This is a genomic window from Bradyrhizobium sp. NBAIM08 (genome assembly GCF_020193935.1).
In the GTDB taxonomy this organism is placed as follows: domain Bacteria; phylum Pseudomonadota; class Alphaproteobacteria; order Rhizobiales; family Xanthobacteraceae; genus Bradyrhizobium; species Bradyrhizobium yuanmingense.
This window is the reverse complement of sequence record NZ_JADYVR010000768.1, coordinates 1-416: the sequence shown is the minus strand read 5'-3', so window position 1 is coordinate 416 and position 416 is coordinate 1. Positions and strand designations below refer to the sequence as shown.

The window sequence follows — 416 nt, the reverse complement described above, 5'->3', positions numbered from 1 at the left end:
GAATACCTCAAGACGCGGCGCGCACAGCGGTTCAACTTCGTCCGCATGACCGTCGGCCATAGCGAGGCGCGCGCGGCGACGAACTTTGCTTACTGGGCTTGGGGTGGCACGGCGAAGCAGCCCGACCTGGACCGCTTGAATCCCGCCTTCTTCCGTGGCTTCGACGCGTTGATGCACCAACTGCGCGCCAGCGGAATGAACGTCGAATTGCTGGTGTTGAACTTTTATCGCCGGCCGTTCACCGACACGAACGCCTGGACGGCGGCGCGCGAGCGCCTTTGGCTGCGCCACCTGCTCGCTCGCTACGGAGCGTTCGACCACATCTTCCTCTGGACGCTGGCCAACGAGTACGAAACCCATCCGGATGGCCGATATCGCTTGGATTTTCCGGGCGACGTGAGTGGAGCTATCAACTG

General features: G+C 62.5%; 1 protein-coding gene. It reads left to right on the top strand.

The window, feature by feature from the left end:
• Positions 1-416 (top strand): DUF4038 domain-containing protein (locus tag I6F37_RS41970; protein WP_225154668.1); only part of this gene is annotated, 416 nt, incomplete at both ends.